This window comes from Micromonospora sp. NPDC048868 (genome assembly GCF_043198195.1).
Classification (GTDB): Bacteria; Actinomycetota; Actinomycetes; order Mycobacteriales; family Micromonosporaceae; genus Micromonospora; species Micromonospora reichwaldensis.
Window position 1 is genome coordinate 334,133 of sequence record NZ_JBICUN010000002.1, and the last position, 20,681, is coordinate 354,813.

Consider the following 20,681-nt stretch of genomic DNA (forward strand, 5'->3'; position numbering starts at 1 on the left):
GCCGGCCGGGTAGTAAAGATGAAGTCCGCTCATCTGGAGGTCGACCATGCCCGCGGCACACCTGCTCATCGGCCCGTTGCTCCGCAGGGTGGTCGGCACGACGGCCACCGTCTGGGTGGAGACCAGCGCGCCCGCGGTGGTCACCGTCCGTACCGCCGACGGCGCGGGCGGCACCGCGCCCACCTTCTCGGCGTACGACCACCATTACGCGCTCGTCGTCGTGGAGGGGCTCACCCCCGACAGCGCCACCACCTACGAGGTGCTGATCGACGACGAGGTCGCCTGGCCGGTGCCGAAGAGCAACTTCCCGCCCAGCGTGATCCGCACCCGGGCGGCCGACGACCTCGACCAGCCGGTCCGGTTGGTCTTCGGTTCCTGCCGGGAGACCACCCAGCACGCCACCACCCGGCGGCTGCCCCCGGACGCCCTCGACGCGTACGCCCGACGGCTCATGGCCGACCCGGCTGCGACCGACGTGCCCGACCTGCTGGTGCTCCTCGGCGACCAGGTCTACGCGGACGTGACGTCGCCCACGGTCCGGCGGCTGCTGAAGCGGCGCCGCCGCCGGCCGAAGGGCGCGCCGGGTGACCAGGTGGTCAGCTTCGACGAGTACACGAAGCTCTACCTGGAGTCCTGGCGGGACCCGGAGATCCGCTGGCTCTTCTCCACCGTGCCGAGCGTGATGATCTTCGACGACCACGAGGTCATCGACGACTGGAACACCTCCGCCTCCTGGCGCTCCGACATGCGCGAGCAGCCGTGGTGGGCGGAGCGGATCACCAGCGGCCTCGCCTCGTACTGGGTCTACCAGCACCTGGGCAACCTCTCCCCCGACGAGATCGCCGCCGACCCGGTCTACGCCAAGGTCGTCGCGGCGGAGGACGCCACCGGCGTGCTCCGCGAGTTCGGGCAGCGGGTCGACACCGAGGCCGACCTCGCCCACGACACCGAGCGGTGGCGCGCCGTGCAGTACCAGTGGAGCTACGCGCTGGACCTGGGCCGGACCCGGCTGGTCATGCTCGACAACCGGTGCAGCCGGGTGCTGGAGCCGGGCCAGCGGGCGATGCTGCCCCCGGGCGAGTGGTCGTGGTTCCTCGACCGGGCCCACGGCGTCTACGACCACCTGGTGGTCGGCGCGTCCCTGCCGTGGCTGCTGCCGCCCGGCATCCACCACGTGGAGGCGTGGAACGAGAAGCTGGCCGACTCGCGGCGGCCCTGGGTCGCCCGGCTGGCCGAGAAGCTGCGCCGGGGGCTGGACCTGGAGCACTGGGCCGCCTTCCGCCGCTCCTTCGACGCGCTCGGCGCGCTCTTCGCCCGCCTCGGCAGCGGCACCCCCGGTGAGCCCGGCGAGCGCGTCGGGGCCGGCCCGGCGTACGCGCCACCGGCGTCGATCAGCGTGCTCTCCGGCGACGTGCACCACTCGTACGTGGCGCGGGCGCGGTTCGACGACCGCAGCGTGGTCACCCCGGTGCACCAGCTCACCTGCTCGCCCATCCACAACCAGGTCCCGGCCGGGATGCGCCCGCTGATGAAGCTGGGCTGGTCGTCCGGGCCGTCCGGGGCCACCCGGGCGCTGGCCCGCACCGCCGGCGTACGCCGCCCGCCGTTCCGCTGGAAGCGGCTGGCCGGGCCGTACTTCGGCAACGCGGTCGCCACGCTGGTGCACGCCCGCCGGACGGCCGAGGTGACGATCGAGGGCACCACCAGCGACGGCCACCTGCGCGAGGTCATGCGGCAGCGCCTGACCTCCGGCGGGTGAGCCTCCCGCCGCGCCCCGGCCCGCCCGCCCGCCCGCGACGGGCGGGCCACCACCCACGCGCCGCCGCCCCGATAAACCGCTCGCCGGTTGTCGGAGGTGCCAGCCAGGATGACCGGCATGACCTGGCGAGCACCGGAGATCACCCGGACCCCCGAGCCCTACGTCGGCGACGAGCGCACCATGCTGGAGGGCTGGCTGGACTACCACCGGCAGACCCTGCTGCTCAAGTGCGCCGGGCTGACCGCCGAACAACTGAAGACGCCAAGCGTCGAGCCCTCCGGGCTCACCCTGCTCGGCCTGGTCCGGCACCTGGCCGAGGTGGAGGCCTGGTGGTTCCGGGAGAACCTCGCCGGCCAGCAGGTCGACTACCCCTACTTCACGCCCGACGACCCGGACGCCGACCACGACGTCAGCGCCGCCGACGCCGAGGCCGACTTCGCCACCTTCCATCGGGAGGTGGCGCTGGCCCGGGCCGCCGCCGCCGGCCGGTCGCTCGACGAGACCTTCACCGAGGTCGGCCCGAAGCGCCGGACGTTCAACCTGCGCTGGATCTACGTGCACATGATCGAGGAGTACGCCCGGCACAACGGCCACGCCGACCTGATCCGCGAACGCATCGACGGCGTCACGGGCGATTGACATCCTCTCTGCCCTAAAGGACGGAGATTCCCTCCACGCTGCGCGTGGAACACGCGGCGTCCGGGTGGGTTACCGCTTCGCCGCGCGGTGCCGGGACGAGTCCCGGTCTTACCCGCGCTCCACGGTCGTTTCGACTCTCCGCCTGTCCGGCGGCGAGCACGTTGATGGCGGCGTTGACGTCCCGATCGTGGGCTGCCCCGCAGGGGCAGTCCCACATCCGAACATTGAGTGCCATCTTCTCGTTGACCCGGCCGCACTGTGAGCACATGCGGGTAGACGGGAAGAACCGGTCCACCCGGCCGAATGTGCGCCCGTACCTCGCGGCCTTGTACTCCAGCATGCCGGTGAACTGTGCCCACCCGGCGTCGTGCACACTCTTGGCGAGCCGGGTCCGGCCGAGACCGACCACGCACAAGTCCTCGACATACACCGCTTGGTTCTCGCGGATGATCGTCGTAGACAGTTTGTGCTGCCAGTCCCGCCGGGTATCGGCCACCCGCGCATGAGCGCGAGCGACCTTGACCCCCGGCCTGAGGACCGGAGCACTGGCCCGCATTCCGGTAGCCCCCGCCGGGGCGGGCCGGCGACCGGTCAGTACGCCAGGGCGGCCCGCGCGTAGCGCAGGTCGGCCGGGCCGCTCCAGCGCAGCGCCGACAGGCCGGCGACCCGGGCGCCCCGGATCGCCCAGTCCTCGTCGTCGAGGAAGAGCACCCGGGCCGCCGGGGTCTCCAGCGCCGCGCAGGCCGCCTGGAAGTACTCCTTCGCCGGCTTGTTCACCCCGACCCTGGACGAGTTGACCACCACGTCGAACTCGTCCGTCAGGTCGAGCGCGGCGAGGTCGGCGTCGAGCAGGTCCGTGGCGTTCGTGCCGAGCCCGACGCGGATGCCGCCGGCCCGCGCCTCGCGGACGAAGGCGAGCACCTCGGGGTCCACCTCGCCCCGGTAGCGCTGCCACTGCTCCACAGCGGCCCGGGCCCGCTCGGGGCCGCCCACGGAGTCGGCAAGCGCGTCGGCCACGCTGGCCATCCAGTCGGCGTGGCTGACCCGGCCGGTCAGCACCGGCTGGAGCCGCCCCCACTGCATGGCGATCTCGGTGAGTACGCCGTCGGACAGGCCGTACTCCCGCTCCACCCCGGCGGCCACCGCCGGGTCCCACCGGCGCAGGACGCCGTCGAAGTCCACCAGGAGCGCCGTCGCCCGTTCCCGACCCACTACTCGTTCTCCTCGCCGCGGCCACGCCGCTCGTCCCCGTCGGCCCGGTTGAGCCGTTGGCTGATCACCTGGGTCACCCCGTTGCGCATGGTCACGCCGTACAGGGCGTCGGCGACCTCCATCGTCCGCTTCTGGTGCGTGATGACGATGAGCTGGCTCTTCTCCCGCAACTGGGCCAGCAGCGTGATCAGCCGCCCCAGGTTGACGTCGTCGAGCGCCGCCTCGACCTCGTCCATGATGTAGAACGGGCTGGGCCGGGCCCGGAAGATGGCCACCAGCATCGCCACCGCCGTCAGCGAACGCTCGCCGCCGGAGAGCAGCGACAGCCGCTTGATCTTCTTGCCCGGCGGGCGGGCCTCGACCTCGATGCCTGTGGTGAGCAGGTCGTCGGGGTCGGTGAGCACGAGCCGCCCCTCGCCACCGGGAAAGAGCACCGTGAAGACCTGCTGGAACTCCCGGGCCGTGTCGGCGAACGCGCTGGCGAAGACCTCCAGGATCCGGTCGTCGACGTCCTTGACCACGGTGAGCAGATCGCGGCGGGTGGCCTTGAGGTCCTCCAGCTGCTCGGAGAGGAACTTGAAGCGCTCCTCCAGCGCGGCGAACTCCTCCAGGGCCAGCGGGTTCACCTTGCCGAGCAGGGCCAGTTCCCGTTCCGCCTTGGCGGCCCGCTTCTCCTGCACGGGCCGCTCGTAGCGGACCGGCTCGGGCACCGGCTGGCCGTCGCGTTCGGCCGCCGCCACGTCGGCCTGGGTGGGCGGGACGGGCTGGGTCGGGCCGTACTCGGCGACGAGGGTCTCCACGTCCAGGCCGAAGTCCTCGGCGGCCTTCGCCTCCAGCTGCTCGATGCGCAGCCGCTGCTCGGCGCGGGCCACCTCGTCGCGGTGCACCTGGCTGGTCAGCCGCTCCAGCTCCGCGCCGAGCCGCTTGGCCGCGCCGCGTACCTCCTGGAGTTCGGCCTCGCGGGCGGCGCGCTCGCGCGCCACGGCGTCGCGGTGCTCCTCGGCCGCGGCGATCGAGGTGGCCAGCCGGGTGAGGGCCTCCCGGGCCCCGCCCGCCACGGCCCGGGCGATCCCCGCGCCCCGGGTGCGCGCCGCCCGCCGCGCCGCCGCGCGTTCCCGCGCGGCCCGCTCGGCGGTGGCCTGCCGGCGCAGGGAGTCCGCGCGGCCGGCGATCGAGGAGACCCGCTCCTCGGCGGTACGCACCGCGAGCCGGACCTCCATCTCGTTCTGCCGCGCCTGCGGCACCATCGCGGCGAGCTGGTCGCGGTCCTCCGTGGAGGGCTCCGCGTCGACGGGGGTCTCCTCGGCCAGCCGCAGCCGTTCCTCCAGCTCCGCGAGGGTGAGCAGGTCCCGCTCCCGGGCGGCCTCCGCGCGGGCCCGGGACTCGCCGAGCCGGTCGGTCTCCGCCTTCGCCGAGCGGGCCGCCGCGCCCAGCTCGGCCAGCCGGCGGGCGGCGGCGTTGCGGTGGCTCTCCGCCTCCCGCTTGGCGGCGGCGGCGTGCTGCACCGTCTCCTTGGCGGCGGCCACCTCGGCGCGGGCGTCGACGAGCTGTTCGCGCAGCTCCGCGCCGGTCTGCTCGGCGGCGAGCCGGTTCGACCGGGCCTCCTCGACGGCGGCCTGCACCTCGATGAAGCTGGGCGCCTTGGCGGACCCGCCGGCCGCCGCGTACGCCCCGACCACGTCGCCGTCGGGGGTGACCGCGCGCAGCTCCGGGTTGCCGGCGACCACCTCGGCCGCGGCGGCGAGATCGTCGACAAGCACCACGTCGCGCAGCGCCCGGTGCACCGCCGGGCGGAGCTGTGGGGAGCACTCCACCAGGTCGGGCGCCCAGCGGGCGCCGTCGGGCAGCTTCGGCCGCAGCGCGTCGGCGGGCCCGTCCATGCCCGGCCCGGCGGGGCTGCCGACCAACAGGCCGGCGCGACCGGCGTCGGAGATCTTCAGCAGCCGCATGGCCTCGACCGCCTCGTCGACGCCGCTCACCGCGACCGCGTCGGCGAGCCCGCCGAGCGCGGCGGCGAGCGCGGCCTCCTGCCCGGGCGCGACCGTGAGCAGCCCGGCCAGGCTGCCCAACAGGCCCGGGACCTCGTCGGCGCGGGCCAGCAGCGCGCCCGCGCCGTCCTTGCGGCGCAGGCCGAGGGCGAGCGCCTCCTCCCGGGCCTTCCAGGTGGCGGCGTCCTTCTCCGCCGCCCGCTCCGCGTCGGTCAGCGACCGCACGGTGGCCTGCGCCCGCTCCTGGGCGGCGACCGCCTCGGCGTGCCGGGCGTCGAGGTCGGCGTTGTCCCGGTCCGCCTCGGTGGACTGCTCGGCGACCGCGTCGAGTTCGGCCTGGGCCTGATCGGCTCGCGCGAGCGCGTCGGCGTGCGCGGTGGCGAGCCGCTCGATCTCCTCGCCGGCGCTGGTGGTCCGGGCGCGGGCGCTGTTGACCTGACCGGTCAGCCGGGCCAGGCCCTCCCGCCGGTCGGCGATCGCCTTGGCCGCGGCGACGAGCTCGCGTTCGGCGGCGGCGAGCTGCCGCTCCAGCTCCTGGCGGTGCTCGACGGCCTCGGCCAGCCGGATCTGGTCGTCGGTGAGCGCGCCGCGCAGCTCCTCCTCCTGCTCGCGGATCCGCTCGGCCTCGGCCTCCAACTGCTCGGGGTCGCGACCGGGGCGCTCGTCGTCGGGGGTGGCGCTGAGGTGCCGCAGCCGCTCCCGGGCGAGCTGCTCGATGGAGCGGAACCGCTCGGACAGGGCGGAGAGCTTGTACCAGGTGTCCTGGGCGGCGGCCAGCAGCGGCGCGTCCTCGGCGAGGGCCGCCTCCAGCTCGGCCAGCCGCGCCTGCACCTCGCTGTGTTCGGCCTCGACCTGCTCGCGCCGCTCGCGCACCGCGGTCTCGTCGGCGATCTCCCGGTCCAGGGTGGCGCGCAGGGTGGCCAGGTCGTCGGCGAGCAGGCGTAGCCGGGCGTCGCGCAGGTTGGCCTGGATGGCGGCGGCGCGGCGGGCCACCTCCGCCTGCCGGCCCAGCGGCTTGAGCTGGCGGCGCAGCTCGGCGGTGAGGTCGGTGAGCCGGTTGAGGTTCGTCTGCATCGCGTCGAGCTTCCGCAGCGCCTTCTCCTTGCGCTTGCGGTGCTTGAGGACGCCGGCCGCCTCCTCGACGAACGACCGCCGGTCCTCCGGCTTGGCGTGCAGCATCCCGTCGAGTCGCCCCTGGCCGACGATGATGTGCATCTCCCGGCCGATGCCGGAGTCCGACAGCAGCTCCTGGATGTCGAGCAGCCGGCAGGTGTCGCCGTTGATCTCGTACTCGCTCTCGCCGGAGCGGAACATCCGGCGGGTGATCGACACCTCGGTGTACTCGATCGGCAGCGCGCCGTCGGTGTTGTCGATCGTGAGGGTCACCTCGGCCCGGCCCAGCGGGGCCCGGCCGGCGGTGCCGGCGAAGATGACGTCCTCCATCTTGCCGCCGCGCAGCGCCTTGGCGCCCTGCTCGCCGAGCACCCAGGCGATGGCGTCGACGACGTTGGACTTGCCGGAGCCGTTGGGGCCGACCACGCAGGTGATCCCCGGCTCCAGCTTGAGCGTCGTCGCGGAGGCGAAGGACTTGAAGCCCTTCACCGTCAGGCTCTTGAGATGCACCTTCTCGATCCTCGTCCGGTGGCCGCCGTACCGTCGCCGGCTGCGCGGACCTGGGTGAACCCGCAGACTAACCCGGGACCGGGAACCGCCGGGCACGCGACCCGCCTGGCGACCGCCGGGCGCCCGTCCCAGGTGACGCGGGCCGGCCCGCCCGGGTGCGGCCCATCCGTCGGCCGGAGTCGTACGGGAATCGTCGCGGCGGGCCGCACAAGATCACGAATTGGTGCGGCGAAAAGGGGTGCGGACAGAGCTGCGCGCCGGCACAGAAGTGTCGGCGCGCTCTTTTTGCGTGATGCGATTCAGTTTTGCGATCTGGAGATCAGGTCAGCGCGGGCTCGGCCAGACGGAGCAGATCGTCCGCCTCCGCCGCAGCCGCCGCGAGCCGATCGTTCTCGGCACGCAGCCGCGTGATCTCGAACTCCAGAGCCCGAACCGTGGTACGCAGTCGGGTGACCTCGTCGAGCAGACGCCGATCGGGCGCCGCACCTACGTGGCCGTACAGGGCCTTAGCCATGTTGACTCCTTGATATGCGCTGCCGGAAGGGCCGGCCAACGCGCGCCCAAATGTGTACGCGGCTGTCACCCCAGACGATTCTGGGCATGACCGGGCGCGACTGGCGACACCTACATATTGAGCCGACACCCCCTCTTTCGTCAAGTTCTCGCAGGCCGTAGATCATTTCCACGTCGACCTGTCCACTTGCCGGGGGGCTGCCACAAGGCGCGGACACACTCTGTCCGGACACCTTGACTCTACGCCTCGGATCCCGGGAAGTCCCCACCCTGCCGTCCGGCTTCCCCTTAACTCTTCCTTAGCCACGTTGCCGCTGTTCACGCCCGCCACGTAGCGTCACCCCGGCCCGCAACCGACCCCTTGGAGGCAGAGGCGTGTACGGCTGGACCGACCCGAACCACCCGGACGGCGCCGACCGGCGCCGCGAGCAGCCGCTGGGCGAGGAGCCGCAGACCTGGCTCACCGACCGTCCGGAGCCGAGGTCCGCCTACCTCTTCGGGGACGACCCGGAGCAGCCCGCCGACGAGTGGCACCGCGACCAGCCGACCGCCCGCTGGCAGCCCGAGCCCGCCGCGCCGGCCGGGACCTGGCAGCCGCAGACCACCGACGCGACCGCGACCTGGCGGCCCGAGCCCACCGACCGCTGGCAGGCCGAGCCGGACCCCCGCTGGGCCGCCGGTTCCGCCAGCCCGATGGACGGGGCGTACCCGGCGGAGCGTCCCTTCCCCGCGGACCGGACCGCCGGCGCCTGGCCGGTCGACGACCCGACCGCCCCCGTCGACCTCGCCGCGCTCCGGGCCGCCCCGGCCGCCACGGCGCCGGCCATCGCCGAGGGCCGCCACCGCCCCCGCCGCCGGTTCCCCCGCCCGCTGGTGATCGGCGGTGCCGCCGCGGCCGCCACGCTGGTGGTGAGCCTCGGCGTCGGCGCGGTCGCGCTGACCGGCGACGGCCCGGCGACCGACCCCACCGCCGTCGACGACACGATCGCCGCCGCCCCGGTGCTGCCGGGCGGCGAGTCGGCACCCGGCGACGCGCTCGCCCCGCCCACCCCGAGCGGCACCCCGAGCACCGCGCCGACCACCGCCAGGCCCACCCCGTCGGCCACGAAGAGCACCAGGCCGACGCCGGCGCCGTCGCGTACCACCGCGCCCTCGCGGCGCAGCGCCGAACGGAGCACGGCGCCGGCCGGCGGCGACACGAAGGCCCCGGTCAGCAGCGGGTCCGGCAGCCAGGCCAGCCAGGTGGTCGCCCTGGTCAACGCCGAGCGCGCCAAGGCCGGCTGCGGCGCGGTGAGCGTCGACGACAAGCTGACGACCGCCGCCCAGCGGCACAGCCAGGACCAGGCCGACCACCGCAACATGTCGCACACGGGCAGCGACGGCAGCAACGTCGGGACCCGGCTGGACCGGGTCGGCTACTCCTGGCGCACCTACGGCGAGAACGTCGCCTGGAACCAGAAGACGCCGGCCGCCGTCATGGACGCCTGGATGAACAGCTCCGGGCACCGGGCCAACATCCTGAACTGCGCCTTCACCGAGATCGGCGTCGGCGTCGCCAGCAGCAACGGGCCGTACTGGACGCAGGTCTTCGCCGCGCCGCGCTGAACGCGAGTCGCGGCCGGGGCCGTACTCGTTTGACCGGGTGAGGTACGCCGACACGGCGTACCCGCTCCGGGCGGTGTGCCGCCGCCCGCGACCCGGGAGCTGCCGATGCGGATCCGGCCGCGTACGCGCGCCGTCGGGCGGGGCCTGCGCCGGGCCCTGTCGGCCTGTGTCGCACTCGTCCTGCTGAGCGTGCTCGCCGCCTGCCGGCCGGACCTGGCCGCGCCCGGTGCCCCGACCGCCTGGCCGGCGGCGTCGGCGGGCCGGTGGCAGTGGCAGTGGCAGCTCAGCGGCGTGCTGGACCTCACCGTCGACGCCGACGTCTTCCTGCTCGACCCGGTCGCCACCACCGCCGCGCAGACCGCCGAGCTGCGTTCCCGGGACCGCCGGCTGGTCTGCCAGGTGCACGTCGGTTCCGTCCTGCCGACCGACCCGGACGCGGACCGCCTCCCGGCCGCCGTACGGGGTGCCGCGTCCCGCCGGCCGCAGGGCCGCTGGCTCGACGTACGGCAGTGGGACGCCCTGCGACCGGTGCTGGCCGACCGGTTCCGGCTCTGCCGGGGCAAGGGCTTCGGGGCGGTCGCCCTGGCCGACGCCGACGGGTACGCGCACCGGTCCGGCTTCCCGCTCGACTTCGACGACCAGCTGCGGTTCAACCGCCGGCTGGCCGAGCTGGCCCGCTCGCTGAGCCTCTCCCCCGGCCTGATCAACGACCTGGGGCAGGTGGCCGCCCTGGCCCCCGACTTCGACTTCGCCGTCAACGAGGAGTGCGTGCGGCTGGACCAGTGCGCCCGGCTGCTGCCGTTCGTCGAGGCGGGCAAGCCGGTGTTCCACGTGGAGTACGCCGGCTCGACGACGGACTTCTGCGTCACCACGCTGGGCTACGGCCTCTCCTCGATCCGCAAGGAACGCCGGCTCGACGCGTGGCGGCTCCCCTGCGCGGCGCCCTGACCACCGGCACCTGCTCGCGGGCCGGGCCGGGCGAACGCGCCGCCCGTGCCCCGGAGACCGCGCGGGGTCAGCCCCGCAGGGCCGCCCGGGGGCGGGGCTGGCAGCGCGGGCAGCTGTACGACGAACGGTTCATGAACGCCTCGCGGCGCACCGGTGCGCCGCACCGGTGGCACGGCAGCCCCTCCCGGCCGTAGACGTTCAGCGCCCGGTCGAAGTAGCCGCTCTCCCCGTTCACGTTGACGTAGAGGGCGTCGAAGCTGGTGCCGCCGGACTTGATCGCCTCGCCGAGGACGTCCCGGACGTGGCCCAGCAGCCGCAGCGCGGCCGGGCCGGTCAGCGCGTCGGTGGGGCGGGCGCCGTGCAGCCTCGCCCGCCACAGCGCCTCGTCGGCGTAGATGTTGCCCACGCCGGAGATCAGCGTCTGGTCCAGCAGCGCCCGCTTGACCTCCGTACGCCGCCGGCGCAACGCGGCGGCGAACGCCGCGTCGGAGAACTGCGGGTCCATCGGGTCCCGCGCGATGTGCGCGATCTCCGCCGGCAACTCCGCGCCCCCGGCCGAGACCGACAGGCCGCCGAACGTGCGCTGGTCGACGAAGCGCAGCTCGGGACCGTCGTCGGAGAACCGGAAGCGGACCCGCAGGTGCGTCTCGTCGGGGGCGTCGGCCGGCTGCACCAGCAGCTGACCCGACATGCCCAGGTGCCCGATCACGGCGTCGCCGCTGTCCAGCGGCAGCCACAGGTACTTGCCGCGCCGGCGCACGTCCAGCACCGTCCGGTCGGCCAGCACGTCGGCGAAGTGCCCGCCGCCGGGGGTGTGCCGGCGTACCGCGCGGGGGTGGCGCACCTCGACGGCGGAGATCCGCCGGCCGGTGACCCACCGGGCCAGCCCCTGCCGGACGGTCTCGACCTCCGGCAGCTCAGGCACGGCCCAGGCCCGCCTCGGCGGTCTGCGCCGTCCCGTCCCCGGGCACCGGGCCCTCCGGCCCGACCGGCTCCCGCTCCGCCTGCTCGGTGAGCGTCCGCCAGGCCGCCTCGGCGGCCCGCTGCTCGGCCTCCTTCTTGCTGCGGCCGTCGGCCCCGCCGTAGCGGTTGCCGGCGACGACCACCCAGGCGGTGAAGGTCTTGAGGTGGTCCGGGCCGGTGCCCTCGATGCGGTACTCGGGGACGCCGAGCCCGAGGGCCGCCGTCAGCTCCTGGAGGCTGGTCTTCCAGTCCAGGGCCGCACCCCGGCCGGCCGACTCGGCCATCAGCGGGTCGAAGAGCCGGTGGATGACGATGGCGGCCGTGTCCAGCCCGTACTGGAGGTAGATCGCGCCGAGCAGCGCCTCCAGGGTGTCGGCGAGGATGCTCGCCTTGTCCCGGCCGCCGGTGGTCTCCTCCCCCTTGCCGAGCAGCAGATAGGCGCCGAGCCCGTCCGGGCCGAGGCCCCGGGCCACGTCGGCGAGGGCCCGCATGTTGACCACGCTGGCCCGCAGCTTGGCCAGCTGCCCCTCGGGCAGGTCGGGGTGGTTGTGGAAGAGCGCGGTGGTGATCACCACGCCGAGCACCGAGTCGCCCAGGAACTCCAACCGCTCGTTGGTGGGCAGGCCGCCGTTCTCGTACGCGTACGAGCGGTGGGTCAGCGCGCGCTGGAGCAGCTCCGGATCCAGGCTGACGCCGAACGCGGCTTCCAGGTGACCGACGGACGCCCGCCGCCGCTTGTCGTTGCTCATGATGTGGGTACCTCGGTGTCGGTGGAGCGGTCGGTGCGTTCCTCGCGGTCGCCCGCCTCGGCGCCGTCGAGCAGCGCGCGGACGTGGTCGGTGGCGCGCCGTCGCCAGAGATGGGCGGCCAGCGCGATGCCCGCGGCGACGTCCTCGGCGCGGGCGGCGCCGTGGCAGACGACGACAGTCCCGGCGACCCCGAGCAGGGCCGCCGCGCGCGGGGCGCCGCCGCCGGACGGGGGCCCGCCGGCCATCGCGTACGCGCCCTCGATCGCCTTGAGCAGCACGTTACCGGTGAACCCGTCGGTGACCACCACATCGGCGCGCGTGCCGAGGGAGACGTCGTACCCCTCGACGAGGCCGACGTAGCGCCCGTCGCAGGGCAGCGACGCGGCGGCGAGGACGGGATCGGCGAGCCGGCGGGCGCGGTCGCCCTTGCCCGCCTCGGTGCCCACCGAGAGCAGCCCCACCCGGGGCGCGACGACGGCGTGCGCCACCGCCGCGTAGGCGGCGCCGAGCACGGCGTGCCGGGCCAGGGTGGCCGGGCGTGGCTCCAGCGAGCCGCCGACGTCCAGCAGGACCACGGGGCCGGCGACGGCCGGCAGGGTGGCGATCAGCGCCGGACGGCGCACGTCCGGCCAGCGGCCGAGGCCGAGCGCGACGGCGGTGACGGTGGCGCCGGTGGACCCGGCGGAGACGAGCGCGTCGGCGACGCCGTCGCGGACGGCGTGCACCACCGCGCGGACGGTGCTGTCGGCACGGGCGGCCACGGGATGGTCGGCCATGCCGACGGCGGCGCGGACCGGCCGCACGGTGACCCGGGCACGCTGTGCCGGGTCGAGGGCACGGATCACCTCGCCGGCGGCCTCGGCCGGGCCGACGAGAAGCAGATGCAGGTCCGGGTCGGCGCGCACGGCCCGCAGAGCGCCGTCAACCACGACGGCGGGAGCGTCGTCCCCGCCGAGGAGGTCAACGGCGATCCGCGCGGTGCCCGGCTCCATCGGAACGCCGGCCGGAACAGGCCGGCCGGCGTCGGAGGGAGCCGGGGCACCGGGCGATTGCCAGGGTGCGCGCGCCGCCCGACCGGGGGTCGGGGGCGTCACTCGGCGTCCAGGTCAGACCTCGAGGACCTGGCGGCCGTTGTAGGTGCCGCAGACGGAGCAGGCGGCGTGGGGCAGCTTCGCCGACTTGCACTGGGGGCAGGCCACGGTCGCGACCACGGTCGCCTTCCAGTTCGCCCGGCGGGCGCGGGTGTTGCTGCGCGACATCTTGCGCTTGGGGACGGCCACGGTTCCTACTCCTCTTTACGGTTCAGTTGCGACAGGCCCGCCCAACGCGGGTCGATCTGCTCGTGACTGTGGTCGGCCGGCAGATCGTCCAAGTGCACCCCGCATTCGGGGCACAGGCCTGGGCAGTCCTCCCGGCAGAGCGGGTTGGTCGGCAGCGCGAGCACCACCGCGTCCCGCAGCGCCGGCTCCAGGTCGATCAGATCGTCCTGCATCCGGCCCACCTCGTCCTCGTCGGTCGTGGTGTCCGTGGTGCTGTTCTCGTACGCGTACAGCTCCTGGATCCGCACAACCAGCGAGTCGTCGATCTCGCGAAGGCAGCGACCGCACTCGCCCCGGACGCGACCGCTGACGGTCCCGGAGACGAGCACGCCCTCGGACACCGACTCCAACCTCAGGTCGAGGTCGAGGTCAGCGCCCTGCGGCACGGCGATCATCTCGCCGCCGAGGTCCGCCGGTGCCGGCACCACCCGCTTTTCCGTACGCAACGCACCAGGTCGGCGCGGCAGCTCCCTCGTGTCGAGGACCAGCGGCGACCTGGGGTTGAGTGTCGAAGGCGTGTGTTTGGGCATAGTCAGACTCCGGCCGGTGAGAGGCCGACAAAAAAGGTTACCTGGGCGACCGCCGGACCGTCGAACCGGGGGCGGCGCCCGCCCCATCTGCCGGCTGGTGAGGTGCCGCTCAGAAGGGTAGCGGGCGGTCCGCCTCCTCCCCACCGAAGGTGCCGATCTCGCGCAGCGCGTGCATCTTGTCCCGCCCGCGCTCTATCGAGGCCAGCGCCCGGGTGAGGAACTGCTCGAAGTTGGCAAGCGCGGTGTCGACGTAGTCGTCGACCTCCTCGCGCAGGCGCTGCGCCTCGGCGCGGGCCTCCGCGATGATCCGCGCGCCCTCGTGCTCGGCGGAGACCGTGATCTCGTTCACCGAGACCAGCCGGGCGTGTTCCGCCTCACCCTCGCTGATGATCCGGTCGGCCTCGCGCTTGCCGGCCTCCATGATCTTGTCCCGCTCGTCCAGCAGCGCGGCGGCCCGACGCAGGTCGGCGGGGAGTTCGGCGCGCAGCTCATCGAGGATCGCGATGAACTCGCCCCGGTCGACCATGCAGTTGTTGCGCGACATCGGGACGGAGCGCGCCTGCTCCACCATGGCGATCAGTTCGTCGATGCGATCGAGCGGGTCCACCGGTACCTCACTCCTGTCGTTCGTCGGGCCGACCTACATGATGCGGGCTACGGCCGGTTTCCCGCTGCACACATCATGTCGCGCCCCGACCACAGCGCACCGCTCACCCCGGCCCGGCGCGTCGCGGTACGCCACAGCGCCGTCCCTCCGTCGGGCACGGCGCCGGCGGGGGTGGCGGCCCCGGGCGGTCAGTCGCGCGACGGCGGGACGAGCCGGGCGCTCAACTCCTCGCGGACCCGGTCGGGCACGTGGGCGGAGATGTCGCCGCCCCACTTCGCCACGTCCTTGACCAGGCTGGAGGAGAGGAACGAGTAGAGCGGATTGGTCGGCATGAACAGGGTCTCGACGCCGGCCAGGCCGATGTTCATCTGCGCCATCTGCAACTCGTAGTCGAAGTCGCTGACCGCCCGCAGGCCCTTGATCAGCACGCTCGCCTGCTGCGCCCGACAGAAGTCGACAAGCAGGCCGCGGAACGACTCGACCCGGACGTTGTCGTAGGAGGCGGTCACCTCGCGGAGCATGTCGATCCGCTCCTCGACGGTGAACAGGCCGCTCTTCGACTGGTTGACCAGCACGCCCACGATCACCTCGTCGAACAGCCGGCTCGCCCGGCCGACGATGTCGAGGTGCCCGTTGGTGACCGGATCGAACGAGCCGGGACACACCGCACGTCTCATGATCGGCGACCGTACCAAAGGGTCGTCTCGCCGTAGCGCCGGCTGCGCTCGCCGGTGATGCCCTGCACCCACCCGACGGGGCCCGTGCGGCTGGACCGCTCCACCACCACCAGGGCGTCCGGGGCCAGCCAGCCGCCGTCGACCAGCGCGACGAGCATCGCCGTGATCTCCGCGTCCGGCACCGCGTAGGGCGGGTCGGCGAAGACCACGTCGTACGGGTCGCCGTCCGGGCCGGCCGCCAGCACCGTGGCGACCTTGCCGGTGACCAGCCGGGCGGCCGGCGCGGCGCGCAACGTGGCCACGTTCTCCCGGACCACCCGGGCCGCCCGGGGGTCGGACTCCACCAGCAGCACGTGCGCGGCCCCCCGGGAGAGGGCCTCCAGGCCGACCGCCCCGGAGCCGGCGTAGAGGTCGGCGAAGCGGACGCCGGCCAGGTCGACCTCGGCCTGCACGGCGCTGAACAGCGCCTCGCGCACCCGGTCCGACGTCGGTCGGGTGCCCGCGCCGGGCGGCGCGGCGATCCGCCGCCCACCAAGGGTTCCGGCCACGATCCGGGTCACCGTCGCTCCCTGCCCATGCCCCGACGCTACGCGACCGCCCGGGCCGTGGACGAAGCACCCGAGGCGACGAGCGGACCCTCCCCGACCCGTCGGCCCCGCCGGCCCGCACCGGGCCCCGCGACGGTGCTGAGACCGGCACCGAGGGCCGGACGATCGCCGTCCGCCACCCGGTCGACGTCCGCACCCGGTCAACGCGCCTCGGGGGGACCGAGCACCGACGTGATCGTGACCGGGTCGACCTCGGCCTGGTTGGTCAGCAGCACGAGCCGCTGGTCCGAGTCGGGCAGCCAGGCCGCGAACGCCTTGTAGCCGCCGTTGTCCCCCGAGTGGTGCAGCGCCCGTCTGCCGGCCAGCGGGCCGACGAAGAACCCGTAGCCGTACGCCTCCCCGGGCCGGCCGGTGGGCGCGTGTGGGGCGGTCATCGCCGTCACCGAGGCCGGGGCGAGCAGCCGGCCCCGGCGCGGCACGTCGAGCCAGGTGAGCAGGTCCGTCCCGGTGCACCAGACGTCACCCGCGCCCATGCTCACGGTCGCCAGGTCCCAGGACGGCACCGGACGGCCGCCCTCGTGTCCGACCGCCACGTCCGGCCGTCCGTCGCCCGCGCCGGCGAAGCTGCCCGTCATGCCCATCGGCGCGAAGACCTCCTCGGCGAGGAACTCGGCGTACGGCCGGTCGGCCGCGCGCTCGACGGCCCGGGCCAACAGCACGTAGCCGGGGCTGCTGTAGTGCCACCCGGCTCCGGGCCAGAACAGCGGCGGCACCGCGGCGAACGAACGGAGCAGGTCGTCCGGCTCGGCCGGGTCGGCGAGATCGACCGCCGGGTACTGCTCCCAGTGGCCCAGGCCCGAGGTGTGGGTGAGCAGGTGGTGCAGCGTGATGCCGGACCATTCCGGCGGCGGGCCGGGCAGCCAGCGCACGACCGGATCGGACAGGCTCAGCGCACCCCGCTCGGCGAGCAGCAGCACCGCCGCGGCGGCCATCTGCTTGCTGATCGAGGCGATCTGGAACCGGGTCCCGGGAGCGCAGTGGACACCGGTGCTCCGATCGGCCACCCCGGCGACCTGTTCGGTCAGGATCTCGTCGCCCCGGGCCAGCAGGAGCACGCCACTGTCTAAACAGGATGCCGACATCCTTCGGAGCCTAGATCAGCCCTTCTCCAGGTATTCGGCGCGTTCCTCGTCGACCAGGGCCGCCACCGACGCGGCCAGCGCCGGATGCCGGGCCAGCTCCGGATCCTCCTCGACCAGGGAGATCGCCTCGGCCCGGGCGTCGCGGATCAGGTCGGCGTCGCGCAGCAGCGAGAGCAGCCGCAGGTGCGAGCGGCGCCCCGACTGGGTGGCGCCCAGCACGTCGCCCTCCCGGCGCTGCTCCAGATCCAGCTCGGCGAGCTTGAACCCGTCGGTGGTGGAGGCCACCGCGTCGAGCCGCTCCCGCGCGGGCGTGCCCTCCAGCGCCTCGGTGACCAGCAGGCAGAGCCCCGGGGCGGAGCCCCGGCCGACCCGGCCGCGCAGCTGGTGCAGCTGGGAGACGCCGAACCGGTCGGCGTCGAGCACGATCATCACGGTCGCGTTCGGCACGTTGACGCCCACCTCGACCACGGTCGTGGCGACCAGCACGTCGAGGTCGCCAGCCGCGAAGGAGCGCATCACCGCGTCCTTCTCGTCGGCCGGCAGCCGGCCGTGCAGCACGCCGATGCGCAGGCCGTGCAGCGGCCCCTCGGCGAGCAGCGGTGCCACCTCGGTGACCGCCATCGGCGGCCGCCGCCCGTTGTCGTCCTCCGGCGGCGGCTCCTCCTCGCTCGCCGGCCCCTCCCCGATGCGCGGGCAGACGACGTACGCCTGGTGCCCGGCGGCCACCTCCTCGCGCACCCGGCGCCAGGCCCGGTCCAGGAAGGCCGGCTTCTCGGCGACCGGGACCACGTGCGAGGCGATCGGTGATCGGCCCTGCGGCAGCTGGGAGAGCGTGGAGGTCTCCAGGTCGCCGTAGACGGTCATCGCCACCGTGCGCGGGATCGGGGTGGCCGTCATCACCAGCACGTGCGGCGGCTGCTCGGCCTTGGCGCGCAGCGCGTCGCGCTGCTCCACGCCGAAGCGGTGCTGCTCGTCGACCACCACCAGGCCGAGGTCGGCGAAGTCGACGCCCTCGTAGAGCAGGGCGTGGGTGCCGAGCACGATGCCGGCGGCGCCGCTGGCGACCTCGGCCAGCGCCCGCCGTCGGGCCGCCGCGCCCAGCGAGCCGGTGACCAGCTCGACCCGGGTGGCGTCGTCGGCCGCGCCCAGCTCGCCGGCCCGCCCGAGCGGCCCCAGCAGGTCGAGGATGCCCCGGTGGTGCTGCGCGGCGAGCACCTCGGTCGGGGCCAGCAGCGCGGCCTGCCCGCCCGCGTCGACCACCTGGAGCATCGCGCGCAGCGCGACCACCGTCTTGCCGGAGCCGACCTCGCCCTGGAGCAGCCGGTGCATCGGGTGGGCCGTGGCCAGGTCCGCCGCGATCTCCACGCCCACGTCGTGCTGGCCGGGCGTCAGCTCGTAGGGCAGCCGGGCGTCGAAGGCGTCGAGCAGGCCGCCGGGCTTCGCCGGGCGGGGCCGGGCCGGCGAGGCGGCGGCGCGGTGCTTGCGCTGCACCAGGGTGAGCTGCACGGCGAAGGCCTCGTCCCACTTGAGCCGGTGCCGGGCCCGGTAGAGCGCCTCCTTGCTGGTCGGCCGGTGGATCTCGCGCAGCGCCGTGTCGATGCCACCCAGGTTGCGGCTCGCCCGCAAAGTCGCGGGCAGCGGGTCGTCCGGCGCGGTGAAGGTGTCCAGCACCACCCGGACGCAGCGGGCGATCACCCAGGTGGGCACCGCCGCGGCGGCCGGGTAGACCGGGATCAGCGCGCCCGCGAACTCCTCGATCTCCTCGTTGGCCGCCGCCTCGCCGTCGCCGCCCTCGCCGAGCAGGACGTACTCCGGGCCGTTGAGCTGCCGCTTGCCCCGGAACTCGGTGACCTTGCCGGCGAAGAGCCCCCAGCGGCCGGGGCGCAGCTCGCGCTCGCGCCAGGCCTGGTTGCCGAAGAAGGTCAGGGTCAGGGTGCCGCCCGAGCCGTCGCCGACCGTCACCTCCAGCAGGTTGCCCCGGCGCTGGCGCATCGGGCGTACGGCGGTGCGCTGCACCTGGGCCAGCACGGTGGCCTGCTCGCCGACGTCGAGCGACCGGATGTCGGTGTGCTCGCCGCGCTCGTCGTAGCGGCGCGGGAAGTGGTAGACGAGGTCGCCGGCGGTGTGCAGGTCGAGGTGCCCGGCGAGGGCCTTCGCGGTCTTCTCGCCGACCAGCTTCTTCAGCGGCGTGGCCATCGTCGCCGGCTCGGACGTCATTCGACCCCCACCAGGAGCGGATAGTGCGGCTGCCCGCCCGGATATGCCTGCACCTCGACGAACGGCCAGCGCCGCCCGACGTGCTCGCGGACCGCGTCGGCCAGCCCGTCGGGAGCGTCCGCCCCCGAGAGCAGGGTCACCAGCTCACCGCCGCCGCCGAGCATCCGGTCGACCATGGCGGCGCAGGTGTCGGTCAGGTCGGACCCGATCAGGTGCACCTCCCCCTCGACCAGCGCCAGCACGTCGCCGGGACGGCAGGGGCCGGCGACGGTCAGCGCCTCGCGGCGGGCGTAGCAGACCTCGGCGTAGCGGCACGCGCCGGCCGCCTCGGCCATCGCGATCACGTCGTCGGCGAAGCGCCGCCCCGGGTCGCGTACGGCGAGGGCAGCCAGCGCCTGCACCGGCGAGCGGGTCGGCACCACGCTGACCTTGACGCCGAGCCCGTGCGCCTCCCGGGCGGCGGCGTTCGCCACCGCCTGCGTGTCGGGGTCGTTGGGAAGCACCACCACGCGGGCCGCCCCGGTGGCGCGGATCGCGTCCAGCAGCTCGCCGATCGACGGGTTGCCGGGCACCACCGTCGCGCCCTCGCCGGCGAACAGTTCGGCGATGCCCGCGCCGGCGGCCACCACCACGGCGGCCCGCCCGTCCGCCGCCGTGGTGGGCGACACCGGTGCGAGCTGGTCGGCGAAGCGGGTCACCGAGATGCGGTGCGGCCGGCCGGCCACCACGCCCGCCTCGATGGCCGCGCCCACGTCGTTGACGTGCACGTGCACGTTCCAGGTGCCCGTGCCCGTGCCGGCGCTGCCGTCGCCGACGACCACCAGCGAGTCGCCCAGGGCCGTCAGCTCCTCCCGCAGCCGGGCCACCGCCTCCGGCCCGGCGTCGAGCAGGAACTGCACCTCGTACGCGTACTCCTCGGAACCGGTCTCGCGCACGGCGGTGGCCGGCGGGCGGACCGGGCGCGGCGCGGGCGCGGGACGCTCGGGGCTCTCGCCGGTCACGACCTCGACCAGGGCGTCGAGCAGCAGGCACAGGCCCCGGCCGCCGGCGTCCACGACGCCGGCCCGGGCCAGCGCCGGAAGCTGCTCGGGGGTGCGCGCCAACGCGTGCGCCGCCCCGCCCGCCGCCGCCCGGACGACCGCCCGCAGGTCGTCGCTGTCGGCCCGCTCGGCGGCGTGCGCCGCCGCGGCGACGACGCTGAGCAGCGTGCCCTCGACCGGGCGGGCGACCGCGGCGTAGGCCGCGGTGGTGCCGTCGCGCAGGGCGGCGGCCAGCTCGCGCCCCCGCACGGCGGGCGCGGCGGCGACGGCGTCGGCGAAGCCGCGCAGGATCTGCGACAGGATCACCCCCGAGTTGCCCCGCGCGCCCAGCAGCGCGCCCCGGGCCATCAGCCGCAACGCGTGCCCGTGCGCGGTGGGCCCGTCCTCCGGGAGGGTGCCGAGGTCCATCGCGAGCGCCTGCTGGGCCGAGGTGAGGGTGAGCACCATGTTGGTGCCGGTGTCGCCGTCGGGCACCGGGTAGACGTTCAGGTCGTCGATCTCGCCCTGATGACGCTTGAGCGCGACCAGCCCGCCCGCGCACCAACGGCGGACCGCGGCGGCGTCGAGGGTGTCCAGCACGGCGAGAAGCCTACTGGCGCGCA

General features: G+C 74.6%; 19 protein-coding genes. 4 read left to right on the top strand and 15 right to left on the bottom strand.

From position 1 onward, the window contains the following. Positions 1-46: 46 nt before the first annotated feature. Both ACGFNF_RS04400 and ACGFNF_RS04405 read left to right on the top strand, forming a co-directional pair. Positions 47-1,759 carry an alkaline phosphatase D family protein gene (locus ACGFNF_RS04400; RefSeq protein WP_393165680.1) on the top strand — a complete coding sequence of 571 codons (1,713 nt, stop codon included), beginning with the start codon at positions 47-49 and terminating at the stop codon, positions 1,757-1,759. Between the two features lie 117 nt (positions 1,760-1,876). Further along, positions 1,877-2,398, top strand: a complete 522-nt coding sequence (locus ACGFNF_RS04405; RefSeq protein ID WP_393165682.1) for a DinB family protein — start codon at positions 1,877-1,879, stop codon at positions 2,396-2,398. A gap of 13 nt (positions 2,399-2,411) precedes the next feature. On the opposite strand, the gene ACGFNF_RS04410 is transcribed toward ACGFNF_RS04405, so the two are convergent. The 4 genes from ACGFNF_RS04410 to ACGFNF_RS04425 form a co-directional block, all read right to left on the bottom strand. Next, positions 2,412-2,894: an RNA-guided endonuclease InsQ/TnpB family protein gene (locus ACGFNF_RS04410; protein ID WP_393165684.1), complete on the bottom strand. Its 483-nt coding sequence runs from the start codon at positions 2,892-2,894 to the stop codon at positions 2,412-2,414. Positions 2,895-2,989: 95 nt separating this feature from the next. Beyond that, positions 2,990-3,610: an HAD-IA family hydrolase gene (locus tag ACGFNF_RS04415; protein WP_132232656.1), complete on the bottom strand. Its 621-nt coding sequence runs from the start codon at positions 3,608-3,610 to the stop codon at positions 2,990-2,992. Further along, positions 3,610-7,221 carry a chromosome segregation protein SMC gene (smc, locus tag ACGFNF_RS04420; protein ID WP_357579388.1) on the bottom strand — a complete coding sequence of 1,204 codons (3,612 nt, stop codon included), beginning with the start codon at positions 7,219-7,221 and terminating at the stop codon, positions 3,610-3,612. Before smc ends, ACGFNF_RS04415 begins: the two co-directional genes overlap by 1 nt. Positions 7,222-7,540: 319 nt before the next feature. Continuing rightward, positions 7,541-7,735 carry a hypothetical protein gene (locus tag ACGFNF_RS04425; RefSeq protein ID WP_091621030.1) on the bottom strand — a complete coding sequence of 65 codons (195 nt, stop codon included), beginning with the start codon at positions 7,733-7,735 and terminating at the stop codon, positions 7,541-7,543. 374 nt (positions 7,736-8,109) lie between these two features. Between ACGFNF_RS04425 and ACGFNF_RS04430 the strand changes: the two genes are divergently transcribed. Next, the gene (locus tag ACGFNF_RS04430; protein ID WP_393165687.1) at positions 8,110-9,339 is read left to right on the top strand and encodes a CAP domain-containing protein; all 1,230 of its coding nucleotides are present in this window, start codon (positions 8,110-8,112) and stop codon (positions 9,337-9,339) included. A gap of 105 nt (positions 9,340-9,444) precedes the next feature. Then, complete coding sequence (locus ACGFNF_RS04435) at positions 9,445-10,287, top strand: endo alpha-1,4 polygalactosaminidase (RefSeq protein ID WP_393165689.1); 843 nt, start codon at positions 9,445-9,447, stop codon at positions 10,285-10,287. Positions 10,288-10,354: 67 nt separating this feature from the next. On the opposite strand, the gene mutM is transcribed toward ACGFNF_RS04435, so the two are convergent. From mutM to ACGFNF_RS04490, 11 genes are all read right to left on the bottom strand, one after another. Then, a complete protein-coding gene (gene mutM / locus ACGFNF_RS04440; RefSeq protein WP_393165691.1) occupies positions 10,355-11,212 on the bottom strand; it encodes a bifunctional DNA-formamidopyrimidine glycosylase/DNA-(apurinic or apyrimidinic site) lyase in 858 nt (285 codons plus the stop codon). Then, positions 11,205-11,999, bottom strand: a complete 795-nt coding sequence (gene rnc, locus ACGFNF_RS04445; protein ID WP_357579392.1) for a ribonuclease III — start codon at positions 11,997-11,999, stop codon at positions 11,205-11,207. Before rnc ends, mutM begins: the two co-directional genes overlap by 8 nt. Continuing rightward, positions 11,996-12,991, bottom strand: coding sequence for a phosphate acyltransferase PlsX (locus ACGFNF_RS04450; RefSeq protein ID WP_357579393.1), 996 nt, complete (start codon positions 12,989-12,991; stop codon positions 11,996-11,998). The genes rnc and ACGFNF_RS04450 overlap by 4 nt, the downstream gene beginning before the upstream one ends. 114 nt (positions 12,992-13,105) lie before the next feature. Then, on the bottom strand, positions 13,106-13,279 hold the full coding sequence (rpmF, locus tag ACGFNF_RS04455) for a 50S ribosomal protein L32 (RefSeq protein WP_018786309.1): 174 nt from the start codon (positions 13,277-13,279) through the stop codon (positions 13,106-13,108). A 5-nt stretch (positions 13,280-13,284) separates the two neighbouring features. Beyond that, positions 13,285-13,848: a YceD family protein gene (locus ACGFNF_RS04460; RefSeq protein ID WP_393165693.1), complete on the bottom strand. Its 564-nt coding sequence runs from the start codon at positions 13,846-13,848 to the stop codon at positions 13,285-13,287. A 109-nt stretch (positions 13,849-13,957) separates the two neighbouring features. Next, positions 13,958-14,455 (bottom strand): hypothetical protein, encoded by a 498-nt coding sequence (locus ACGFNF_RS04465; protein WP_132232640.1) that lies wholly within the window; start codon positions 14,453-14,455, stop codon positions 13,958-13,960. Positions 14,456-14,643: 188 nt separating this feature from the next. Beyond that, entirely contained in the window at positions 14,644-15,132 is a 489-nt protein-coding gene (coaD, locus tag ACGFNF_RS04470; RefSeq protein ID WP_132232638.1) for a pantetheine-phosphate adenylyltransferase, read from the bottom strand. Further along, positions 15,129-15,692, bottom strand: a complete 564-nt coding sequence (gene rsmD, locus ACGFNF_RS04475) for a 16S rRNA (guanine(966)-N(2))-methyltransferase RsmD (protein WP_311410967.1) — start codon at positions 15,690-15,692, stop codon at positions 15,129-15,131. Before rsmD ends, coaD begins: the two co-directional genes overlap by 4 nt. Positions 15,693-15,880: 188 nt before the next feature. Then, positions 15,881-16,822 carry a serine hydrolase domain-containing protein gene (locus ACGFNF_RS04480; RefSeq protein ID WP_393165696.1) on the bottom strand — a complete coding sequence of 314 codons (942 nt, stop codon included), beginning with the start codon at positions 16,820-16,822 and terminating at the stop codon, positions 15,881-15,883. 15 nt (positions 16,823-16,837) lie between these two features. Next, a complete protein-coding gene (gene recG, locus ACGFNF_RS04485; RefSeq protein WP_393165698.1) occupies positions 16,838-19,039 on the bottom strand; it encodes an ATP-dependent DNA helicase RecG in 2,202 nt (733 codons plus the stop codon). Next, positions 19,036-20,658 carry a DAK2 domain-containing protein gene (locus tag ACGFNF_RS04490; RefSeq protein WP_393165700.1) on the bottom strand — a complete coding sequence of 541 codons (1,623 nt, stop codon included), beginning with the start codon at positions 20,656-20,658 and terminating at the stop codon, positions 19,036-19,038. The genes recG and ACGFNF_RS04490 overlap by 4 nt, the downstream gene beginning before the upstream one ends. Positions 20,659-20,681: the final 23 nt, after the last annotated feature.

Bases quoted from the DNA above. Each gene is read 5' to 3' on its own strand.
- ACGFNF_RS04400 (WP_393165680.1), top strand. From the start codon at position 47: ATGCCCGCGGCACACCTGCTCATCGGCCCGTTGCTCCGCAGGGTGGTC.
- ACGFNF_RS04405 (WP_393165682.1), top strand. From the start codon at position 1,877: ATGACCTGGCGAGCACCGGAGATCACCCGGACCCCCGAGCCCTACGTC.
- ACGFNF_RS04425 (WP_091621030.1), bottom strand. From the start codon at position 7,735: ATGGCTAAGGCCCTGTACGGCCACGTAGGTGCGGCGCCCGATCGGCGT.
- ACGFNF_RS04435 (WP_393165689.1), top strand. From the start codon at position 9,445: ATGCGGATCCGGCCGCGTACGCGCGCCGTCGGGCGGGGCCTGCGCCGG.
- rnc (WP_357579392.1), bottom strand. From the start codon at position 11,999: ATGAGCAACGACAAGCGGCGGCGGGCGTCCGTCGGTCACCTGGAAGCC.
- ACGFNF_RS04450 (WP_357579393.1), bottom strand. From the start codon at position 12,991: ATGGAGCCGGGCACCGCGCGGATCGCCGTTGACCTCCTCGGCGGGGAC.
- ACGFNF_RS04460 (WP_393165693.1), bottom strand. From the start codon at position 13,848: ATGCCCAAACACACGCCTTCGACACTCAACCCCAGGTCGCCGCTGGTC.
- coaD (WP_132232638.1), bottom strand. From the start codon at position 15,132: ATGAGACGTGCGGTGTGTCCCGGCTCGTTCGATCCGGTCACCAACGGG.
- ACGFNF_RS04480 (WP_393165696.1), bottom strand. From the start codon at position 16,822: ATGTCGGCATCCTGTTTAGACAGTGGCGTGCTCCTGCTGGCCCGGGGC.
- recG (WP_393165698.1), bottom strand. From the start codon at position 19,039: ATGACGTCCGAGCCGGCGACGATGGCCACGCCGCTGAAGAAGCTGGTC.